At 61.7% G+C, this 10,368-nt stretch carries 5 protein-coding genes; 4 read left to right on the forward strand and 1 reads right to left on the reverse strand.

Annotation, left to right across the window (positions count from 1 at the left end; genetic code table 11):
- Positions 1–16 precede the first annotated feature (16 nt).
- Complete coding sequence (locus EKL15_RS23195; protein WP_025304430.1) at positions 17–1,666, forward strand: Na+/H+ antiporter; 1,650 nt, start codon at positions 17–19, stop codon at positions 1,664–1,666.
- Positions 1,667–1,739: 73 nt separating this feature from the next.
- On the opposite strand, the gene EKL15_RS23200 is transcribed toward EKL15_RS23195, so the two are convergent.
- Positions 1,740–2,627 carry a LysR family transcriptional regulator gene (locus EKL15_RS23200; protein ID WP_025304429.1) on the reverse strand — a complete coding sequence of 296 codons (888 nt, stop codon included), beginning with the start codon at positions 2,625–2,627 and terminating at the stop codon, positions 1,740–1,742.
- Positions 2,628–2,767: 140 nt separating this feature from the next.
- Between EKL15_RS23200 and EKL15_RS23205 the strand changes: the two genes are divergently transcribed.
- The 3 genes from EKL15_RS23205 to EKL15_RS23215 all read left to right on the forward strand — a co-directional run.
- Positions 2,768–3,190 carry a CidA/LrgA family protein gene (locus tag EKL15_RS23205; protein WP_004936830.1) on the forward strand — a complete coding sequence of 141 codons (423 nt, stop codon included), beginning with the start codon at positions 2,768–2,770 and terminating at the stop codon, positions 3,188–3,190.
- The gene (locus EKL15_RS23210; RefSeq protein ID WP_004936833.1) at positions 3,183–3,872 is read left to right on the forward strand and encodes an LrgB family protein; all 690 of its coding nucleotides are present in this window, start codon (positions 3,183–3,185) and stop codon (positions 3,870–3,872) included. The genes EKL15_RS23205 and EKL15_RS23210 overlap by 8 nt, the downstream gene beginning before the upstream one ends.
- Positions 3,873–4,484: 612 nt before the next feature.
- Positions 4,485–10,368 (forward strand): non-ribosomal peptide synthetase (locus tag EKL15_RS23215; RefSeq protein ID WP_203090442.1); only part of this gene is annotated, 5,884 nt, incomplete at its 3' end.

Consider the following 10,368-nt stretch of genomic DNA (forward strand, 5'->3'; position numbering starts at 1 on the left):
AGAGTCTAAGGAAAGCATGGAAATCTTTTTTACAATCCTCATTTTGATCCTGGTGGTCTCCCTGTCCGGGGTAGTGACGCGCATGTTGCCGTTCCAGGTGCCGCTGCCGCTGATGCAAATCGCCATCGGGGCCCTGTTGGCCTGGCCGCATTTCGGGCTGCACGTCGACTTTGATCCCGAACTGTTCCTGGTGCTGTTCATCCCGCCGCTGCTGTTCGCCGACGGCTGGAAAACGCCAACGCGCGAATTCCTGCACCACGGGCGTGAAATTCTCGGCCTGGCGCTGGTGCTGGTGCTGATCACCGTGGTCGGCGTCGGCTATCTGATCTACGCCATGGTGCCGGGCATTCCGCTGGTGGCGGCCTTCGCGTTGGCGGCGGTGCTGTCGCCGACCGATGCCGTGGCGCTGTCCGGCATCGTCGGCAAAGGGCGCATTCCTAAGCCGATCATGGGCGTGCTCGAAGGCGAGGCGCTGATGAACGACGCATCCGGCCTGGTGTCGCTCAAGTTTGCCATCGCGGTGGCGATGGGCACCATGGTGTTCACCGTGGGCGGCGCAACCCTCGAGTTCCTCAAAGTGGCGATCGGTGGCCTGCTGGCCGGCGTGGCGGTCACCTGGACCTACAGTAAATCGCTGCGGGTGATGAGCCGCTGGAGCGGCGACGATCCGGCGACACAGATCGTGTTCCTGCTGCTGCTGCCGTTCGCTTCTTACCTGATCGCCGAACACATCGGCGTCTCCGGCATCCTGGCGGCGGTAGCGGCGGGGATGACCATCAGCCAATCCGGCGTGATCCGCAACGCGCCGCTGGCGATGCGCCTGCGCGCCAACAGCGTATGGGCGATGCTGGAGTTCGTGTTCAACGGCATGGTGTTCATCATGTTGGGCCTGCAGCTGCCGGGCATTCTTGAAACCTCTATCCTGCAGGCGGAGCTGGATCCGACCATCCAGACCTGGTACCTGTTCGCCGACGTGGCCACCATCTACGCCGCGCTGCTGGTGCTGCGTTTCACCTGGCTGTGGGTGATGAAGAAGGCCAGCAACCGCTTTATGAAAAAGCGCCCGCTGCAGTTCGGCGACTACAGCACGCGTGAGCTGTGGGTGGCGTCGTTCGCCGGGGTGCGCGGGGCGATTACCCTGGCCGGTGTGCTGTCGATACCGCTGTTGCTGAGCGACGGCACCGCCTTCCCGGCGCGCTATCAGCTGGTGTTTATCGCCGCCGGGGTGATCCTGCTGTCGTTGATCGTCGGCGTGCTGGCATTGCCGCTGCTGCTGCGCGGCGTTCAGGTGGCCGACAAGAGCGCCAGCAAGCACGAAGAGCGCATGGCGATCGCCATGGCGGCCGAAGTGGCGATCGAGAGCGTGAATAAAATGGAAGAGCGTCTGGTCGCCGATACCGAAGAGAACCTCGATCCGCAGGTGTTGAAAGAGGTCAGCTCGCGGGTGACGGGCATGCTGCGGCGGCGCATCGCGTCGAAAGACGATATCGAGAATGCGCTGGCGATGGAAAACCTCGAGCGGCGTTTCCGCCTGACGGCGCTGCGCGCCGAGCGCGGCGAGCTGTACCACCTGCGCGCCACGCAGAAAATCAGCAACGAGACGCTGCAAAAACTGCTGCACGATCTCGACTTGCTCGAAGCGTTGCTGATCGAACGCGAAGGGTAAACCTCAGAAGAGGAATCATGTTTTCCTCTTTATTTCTTCCCGAAGGGCCGCCTGTGCGGCCCTTGTTTTTTGGCTACTTGAGCGGCGGCCAGTAGTCGCGGCAGCAGGCGATCCAGGCCTGCGCGCTGTGCGACAGGTAGCTGCCTTGGCGCCAGATCAGCCCGATTTTCCACTCCATGCGCGGCTCCAGCGGCAGCCAGACCAGGTTTTCCTTGTCCAGCCAGCGGCAGACCGGTTCCGGCAGCATGGCGATGCCCACGCCGGCCTGCACCATTGAGGCGAGGAAATCCCATTGGCCGCTGCGCACCGCGATTTGCGGTTCAAAACCGGCCTGGCGAAACGCCTTCATCAGCATCTTGTACAGCGCAAAGTCTTCGTTATAAATCAGGATCGGGCTGTCGGCCAATTCGGCGATATTGATGCGGGTGCGGTTAAGCCACTGCGGCGTGCGCGGCGCCACCACGCACATCGGATGGCCCAGCAGCGGCAGAAAGGTCAGCGGCTGTTCCGAATCGAAGGGCAGCACCGTCATCGCCAGATCCAGTTCGCCGGACATCACCGCCTGTTCGACCGACAGCCCGCCCAGCTCGGAAATTTTTAATTCGATGCCGGGGTAGGTCTGGCGAAAGCGGCGGATCAGATCGGCGATCTGCCTGCCCACCATCGGCGGAATGCCCAGCCGCAGCACGCCCTTTTTCACCGAGCTGATGTCTTCCAGCTCCGCCTCCAGCTGGCGGAATTCGTCGAGGATCGTCAGGCCGCGCTGATACACCGCCTGGCCGCTGTCGGTCAGGCGCAGCTTGCGGCCTTCGCGGATCAGCAGCGTGCATTCCAGCTCCTCTTCCAGATGCCGCAGCATCTTGCTGATGGTGGGCTGGGTGACGAACAGTTTTTCCGCCGCGCGGGTGAAGCTTTGCTGGCGCACCACTTCAACGAAGTAGCGCAGGGTGCGGACATCCACGTTAGGGTTCTCCTTGAGGGCGCTACCGGCGGGAAACTATTCCCGGACGGCATGATGTCGATAATTTTAATTCATTTCAGGCGTGGTTTCCCGGCTGCGTATACTGTAGGCCGTCAATTTATTGTTTGAGGTCATCTTCCATGTCTCTGGCGTTACGCCGCGTTGCCCCCTCCCTGCTGACCCGTTTGCAGGTGCCGATTCAGGTGGCGTTGTATGCGGCGCTGTTCCTGATCGCCGATCGCCTGGTGCAACAATTCCACCTGCCGCTCCCCGCCAATATCGTCGGCATGCTGATGCTGCTGGCGCTGATCCTGCTGCGCATTCTGCCGCTGAGCTGGGTCAAGGCCGGCTCCCGCTGGCTGCTGGCGGAAATGCTGCTGTTCTTCGTGCCGGCGGTGGTGGCGGTGGTCAACTATGCCCAGCTGCTGATGGTCGAGGGCTGGAAGATCTTTCTGGTGATCGCGGTCAGCACCATGCTGACGCTGGGCGCCACCGGGCTGGTGGTGGACAGGGTGTATCGGCTGGAGATTTGGCTGCAGCGACGGAAGCAGCGCCATGAATGATTTTATCCTCAGCCTGGCCTGCTTTCTGGCGACGCTGGCGCTCTACTTCGCCAACAAAAAGCTGTACCGCCGCCGCCGCACGTTACTGCTGATGCCGCTGGTACTGACGCCGATGATCCTGGTGCTGCTGCTGGTGGTCACCCACATCTCCTATCAGGACTATATCGGTGAAACCCACTGGCTGCTGTGGCTGCTGGGGCCGGCGACCATCGCCTTTGCGGTGCCGGTGTACGAGAATCTGCACATCATCCGCCGCCACTGGCTGTCGCTGACCGCCGGGGTAACGACGGCGGTACTGGTGGCGGTGTACAGCTCGGTGTGGCTGGCGCGCCTGCTGACGCTGCCGGAAGAGGTGCAGCGCAGCCTGGCGGTGCGTTCGATTACCACGCCGTTCGCGCTGGAGGCCGCCAAACAGATGGGCGGGCAGCCGGATCTGGTGGCGCTGTTCGTGGTGATCACCGGGGTGTTCGGCATGGCGGTGGGCGACATTCTGTTTCTGCGGCTGGCGGTGCGCAGCCGCCTGGCCAAGGGAGCCGGGTTTGGCGCCTCGTCGCACGGCGCCGGCACCGCCCGCGCTTATGAACTGGGGCCGCAGGAGGGCGTGGTGTCGAGCCTGGTGATGATGCTGGCCGGCATTATCACGGTGGTGGCCGCGCCGCTGATCGGCCGGCTGATGTGGTAAGACCTCTCGGGGCGGGCTCTGCCGCCCCATTTTACATTGTCTGTCGCTGGGAACGGTGCCGTCGATGAGCGCTCGAAAAAACGAAGAAATTTTTCAGCATAATTTTTCCCATCGTTATAACAAAAAACGATAGATGCGCCGCGGGCAAAATTGCCGTTCATTTTTAATGGTAACGAATTAATTAATCAATAAATTATTATCATTAAAACAATAAAGTATAACTTATTGATATGGAGAGGCTCTTATCGTAAGTATTGTTGCACATTAACTGTGGTGAATAATACAAAAGAATATGAATTTCTCTCTAATTATATCGGATTAATACAAGAGGAATACGCTCGTCATCCCTGAGTAATATCGGGGAAATAAAATGGTCATTTATTCCCTTTCGCACATTTCGCCAAAAAAAATATCCTCTCCTATACTTCACAGCTCTACAAATTGAGGCACAGGGGGGAACCTCTGGATTAACCATTTCATTCTTTCTTAGTTGGGGGGAGACCCAGCTTTTCTACGGTTTTTTATTCTGACTTGAACTGTCGGACGGCCAGGCTTTGCCTAAATCCGGACGGTCCCTTTCATTAACGTAATGAAAACGTGCTAGAGAATATTATGAACAAACAAACTGATGTGAAGAGTGGGGAATTCCGTTCGGGTGCTCAGGCCGCGGCGGAGAAAGTCGAACTGCATGAAATGACTATCGCCCAGCGTGAACTCTGGCTGGGGGAAAACATTTCCAAAGAGTTGTCGTTCAATATCTGGGGCTATGGGCAGGTTGACGGGCCTCTCGACGTTAAGCTGCTGCGGCAAGCCATCGATGCAATCGTGGAAGAAACGCCGGCTCTGCAAGCGCATTTTGTGGAAAAAGACGGTGAGCTTTATCAATACCGCGCGCCACGCACCCATGAGCCGCTGTTCACACTCGATCTCAGTAAGGAACCCGATCCCCTGCAGGCGGCCAGACGCTGGATGGTGGCGGATGCGGCGCTGCCGCGCCGCGCCACGGGAGAGGAACCTTTTAGTTTTTATGTGATTACGCTCGCTCCGCAGCGCTATGTCCTCTATCGGCGTTTCCACCATATGATCACCGACGGCCGCAGTGCCGAGGAAGTGATGCGGCGCATCGCGGCTTACTATAACGCGCTGGCGTCCGGCGGCGTCATCCCTGAATTCGCCAACTGCAATTTCTCTCTGCTTTATGAAAACGACATCAAATACCGCGACTCCTCACGCTTTTCTTCCGATCAGGCTTTTTGGCGGGAATATACTGCCGCTGCGCCGCAGAGTTTGTCGCGTAGAGCCATATTGACCCCGGACGCCGCGATGAACCGCAACACGCAGCTGCTGGAAAAAGAGGCATTGGATCAGCTGCAGCAACAAGCTGACAATATCGGCGTACACCGCGCACATATATTGGCCGCCGCCGTAGCATTATGTTTCTACAGCCTGACCGGCAGTGAATATCTTAATTTCAGCATGCCGGTGACCGGAACGAGAGAACGAAACAGTATTGGTATGACCTCTAACGTTGTCCCTTTGATTATCAAGGTTGAACCCCAGCTGAGCCTGGCCGAATTTATCCAAAGGGTTGCGGCCGAAATAGCAAAAGTGGTTCGCCATCAATTATATCGTGGGGAGGACATTCGGCGTGACAATGGCGCGACGGATTCCGCGTGGTTTGGCCCTTCAATTAACATTGTTTCTTTCGACCACGGCGATCCTTTCTGGGGATGCCGCACCCGTTGGTATTATGGCGGGAATATTCCGTCCGGCGATCTACAGATTATGCTGTATGAAGACCAGCAGGCGAATGAGCTGGACGTCACTTTTTCTGACGCCGCTTATGCAAATTCATTAGGCGATCTGGATGTTTTGCAGCGCCGCTTCCAGTTTATTTTACGGGCGCTGAACGCATCAACGGCGGGGACGATCGAGGCGTTGGATCGGCAAGTGGCGGCGCTGGCGGATGCCGAGGCCGGCGGCAGCTTTTACACCAACCGTCGGCAACCGCCTGCCGGCGGCATCATTCGTTGGGATCGCCCGGCTGAGGCGCTGCAGCGCCTGGTGAGCTCGCTGAGCCATGGCGCGGGATGCGCGGCGAAGATACTGCTGGCGGAGCGCGTGTTGGGCGTGACGGCGCTGCAGGCGGTGAGCGATGAGCGGCAGGCCGAACCCGGTACCCTGCTGCACGTCGAGGCCGACGGCTGGGTGATTGCCGTGAACCCCGGCGTGGTGCGCGTCGGGCCGTTCTTGCGCGCCGACGGATCGGTTCAGCCAGGCGATGCGCTGGCGCAGGCCTGCGGCCTGTCTGTCGGCTCGGTCTTGCCGACGATTAACGCTGCCGAAGCCTCGCTGTTAGGCGCGGCGTATGGCGCCAGCGCCGATAGCGCCGCTTTTTGGCAACCGCGTCTGACGCGTTATTATCCGGCGCCGTTCCCGCCGGGGCCTGGCCGCCAGGCGGATCTTCCCGCACGCTGGCAGGCGACGGCCTGGCAGCGCCTGGAAAAAATTGCCGGCGAACAGGTGCTGGCGGCAGCAACCCTTTATCTGGCGCGCATGTGCAATGAAACCGATTTTCAGCTGGGGTGGATCACCCCGGACGATCGGAATTGGGGACGTTGGGCTCACCTGAGCGCGCGCGTGCTGCCGCTGCAGGTCTCTGTTGATCACACCGGCAATTTCCAGCAGGCGTTGGCCGCGCTGGAACAGGAATATAGCCAACTGCGCGCTCATGCCGATTATCATCCCGCGTTGCTGACGCGCGATGCGGACCTGCGAGCGCCTCAGACTTGGCCGACGGCGGTATCGATCGTCAGCCGGCGCTCGGCGCAGGGGTTGCAGCCTGAAGACGAGGGGGTTGCCGCCATCATGGCTTCCGGCTCGCGCGCGGTATTGCAAATCTGCAAGGCTGACGGCGCTTTCCGTTGGGTCTACGACGCCGCCTCCGTGGCTGACGAACAGATGTTGCGTGCGACGCAACATCTGCTGATGCTGCTCAACGATGCGGTGAGGGCGGGTTCTCATCGTCGCACCGTCGGCGAACTCAGTCTGGTTTCCGAGGAAGAACGCGCGCAGTTGCTGCAGGGCCTCAACCATACCGTCGCTTCACACTCGCCGGCGGTTTGTCTGCACCGGTTGTTCGAAGCACAGGTCAGACGGACGCCGGAGGCGATCGCGGTGACGTATGGCGATGACAGCCTGACCTACGCGGAATTGAATACCCAGGCGAACCGTTGGGCCCATCGGCTGGTACAGCTTGGCGTGCAGCCGGACAGCCTGGTGGCGCTGTGCGCCGGGCGCGGGCTGCCGATGCTGGTCGGGCTGCTGGGGATCCTTAAAGCCGGCGGCGCCTATGTGCCGCTGGATCCCGCTTATAGCGGCGAGCGGCTACAGTACATCCTGGCGGACTCAGCGCCGGTACTGCTGTTGGCGGATGAGCTCGGCCGACAAGCGCTGGGTGACTGCGAGGTGCCGGTGCTGGCGCTGGAACAGCCACTGACGGGGGAAAGCGACGATCTGCAGGACGTCGGGGTGCGCCCGGCGCACCTGGCGTATGTGATTTATACCTCCGGCTCGACCGGCAAACCCAAAGGGGTGATGGTGGAGCACCGGCAGGTCGCGCGGTTGTTCAGCGCGACGAACGCCTGGTTCAACTTCAGCGCCGCCGACAGGTGGTGCCTGTTCCACTCATTCGCCTTCGACTTCTCCGTCTGGGAGATCTGGGGCGCCTGGCTGTATGGCGGCCAGCTGTTCATCGTACCGCAGGCGATCGCCCGCTCGGCGCCGGATTTTTATCATTTCGTCTGCCGCAGCGGCATCACGGTATTGAACCAGACGCCGAGCGCCTTCAAAGCCTTTATCCAGGCTCAGGCGCACAGCGAAGCGCGCCAGCAGCTACGCGAGATCGTGTTTGGTGGCGAAATGCTGAAGCCTTCCGATCTTGCGCCGTGGTTTGCTCGTCCAGAGAACCGGCAGACGCGGTTGATCAACATGTACGGTATCACCGAGACCACGGTGCATGTGACTTATCGGCCGCTGTCGGCGCAGGACACGGCGATCACCACCAGTCCGATCGGCAGCCGCATCCCGGATTTGCGCTTGTATCTGCTGGGCGCCGACGGCGAACCGGTGCCGATGGGGGCAATCGGCGAACTGTACGTCGGTGGCGAAGGGGTGGCGCGGGGTTACCTGAACCGGCCCGAATTGACGGCGGAACGCTTTCTCGATGATCCTTTCAACCGGGCGCCGGGTGCGCGCATGTATCGTACCGGCGATCTGGCGCGCTATCTGCCGGGTGGCGATATCGAATACCTGGGGCGCAATGACCAGCAGGTAAAAATCCGCGGTTTCCGTATCGAATGCGGCGAGGTGGAGGCACAACTGAGTACCGATCCGCGCGTGCGCAGCGTAGCCGTGGACGCGATTGGCGATGGCGACGGGGGCAAGCGACTGGTGGCGTGGGTGGTTCCGGCACCGGAAGCCGAACGCGCTACGCTGGCGACCGGGCTGCGCCAGCATCTGCAGGCGCGGCTACCGGATTATATGGTACCGGTGGCTTACGTTTGGCTGGAGGCGTTGCCGCTGACCGGCAACGGCAAATTGGACAAGCGGGCTCTGCCGGTGCCGCAGGTCGACGCCTATGTGCGTGAAGCCTATGCGCCGCCGCAGGGCGAGGCGGAAAACCTGCTGGCGGCAATCTGGCGTGAGCTGCTGGGCGTAGAGCGCGTCGGTCGCTATGACCACTTCTTCGAACTGGGCGGGCATTCGCTGATGGCGGTGCGCCTGGCTAACCGCGTGCAACAGGCCGGATGGCAGTTACCGTTGCAGGCGCTGTTCGCCAGCCCGGTACTGCACGTGCTGGCGCAGGCGCTGGAGGTTGCGCCGGCTCAGGAACCGCTGCTGATACTGCCGGTGGCGCGCGACGGCGAATTGCCCCTGTCGTTCGCCCAGCAACGCCTGTGGTTCCTGACCCAGTTGGAGGGGATGAGCGAAACCTACCATATCCCCCTGGCGCTGCGGTTGCACGGCCGGTTGGATCGGCAGGCGCTGCAACATAGTCTGGATGCGCTCTATGCGCGTCACGAATCGCTGCGTAGCCGGTTCATCACCCGGGAAGATCGGCCACAGGTGCAGATTTTGCCGGCAAACGGGCTGCCGCTTGCGTTCCACGATCTGCGACGTCACCCCGCGCAAGCCGACACGCTGTGCCGTCAGGCGGCCACTCAACCGTTCGATTTGACGCAGGGGCCGCTGGTGCGCGCCGCGCTGCTCCGCCTGGCGGATGAGGAGCACCTGTTCCTGCTCACCTGTCATCACATCGTCTCCGACGGTTGGTCGACCGGCATTCTGCTGCGTGAACTGGGGGCGTTGTACGGCGCTTTCCGTCGCGGCGATGCCGATCCGCTGCCGCTGCCGACGCTGCAATACCCGGATTACGCCGCCTGGCAGCGTCGCTATCTGACGCCGGAGCGGCTGGCGGCGCAGGCGCAATACTGGCGCGAAACGCTGAGCGATGCGCCGGCGCTGCTGACGCTGCCGACCGACCGGCCGCGTCCGACGGTGCAGTCTTTCAGCGGCGGAGAGGTGCCGATCGCGATCGACGCCGAGCTGACGCAGGCGCTGCGGCAGTTCAGCCGGCAGCATGGCGGCACGCTGTTCATGACGGTGCTGGCGGCCTGGAGCCTGGTGCTGGCGCGCATGGCTGGGCAGCAGGAGCTGGTGATCGGCACGCCGGAGGCCAACCGTGGCCGGCTGGAAACCGAATCGCTGGTCGGCTTCTTCGTCAGCACGCTGGCGCTGCGCATCGATCTTCGCGACGATCCGGATCTGCCGACGCTGATCGCGCGGATCCGCCACACGGTGCTGACGGCGCAGGAAAATCGCGATCTGCCGTTCGAGCAGGTGGTGGAGCTGGTCAATCCGCCGCGCCACCTGGGCTATACCCCGCTGTTCCAGGTGATGCTGGCCTGGCAGGACGGCTCGGTGCGCGATATTCCGTTGCCTGGGCTGCAGGCCGAGCTGGCCGGGCTGGAATACAGCGCGGCGAAGTTTGATCTGACGCTCGATCTGGCCGATACCGGCGAAGGCATCAGCGGTACGCTGAACTTCGCCACGGCGTTGTTCGATCGCGCCACCGCCGAACGCTACGGCGTTTACCTGGTACAGGCGCTGCGGGCGATGACGTTGAATAGCCCACGGTCAGTATCCCATATCGATTTGTTGCCGCTCGCCGAACGGGAGCATCTGCTGCATGGCTGGAACCGCACCGAGCGTGACTACCCGCTGGATCAGACCCTGGCGGCGCTGTTCGAGCAGCAGGTGCGCCGCACGCCGGACGCCACCGCGCTGGTGAGCGGAGCGGAAAGCCTGAGCTACGCCCAGCTGAACGCCCGCGCCAACCGGCTGGCGCACGCGCTGATAGCGCGCGGCGTCGGCCCGGACAGCCGGGTGGCGGTGTGCGCCGAACGCGGCCTGAACATGGTGACGGCGCTGTTCG

The organism is Serratia sp. 4542, assembly GCF_016805595.1.
In the GTDB taxonomy this organism is placed as follows: domain Bacteria; phylum Pseudomonadota; class Gammaproteobacteria; order Enterobacterales; family Enterobacteriaceae; genus Serratia; species Serratia nevei.

What these genes read in the sequence shown, in the direction of transcription:
- EKL15_RS23210 (WP_004936833.1), top strand. Translation starts at nt 3,183, where the DNA reads ATGAATGATTTTATCCTCAGCCTGGCCTGCTTTCTGGCGACGCTGGCG.
- EKL15_RS23195 (WP_025304430.1), top strand. Translation starts at nt 17, where the DNA reads ATGGAAATCTTTTTTACAATCCTCATTTTGATCCTGGTGGTCTCCCTG.
- EKL15_RS23205 (WP_004936830.1), top strand. Translation starts at nt 2,768, where the DNA reads ATGTCTCTGGCGTTACGCCGCGTTGCCCCCTCCCTGCTGACCCGTTTG.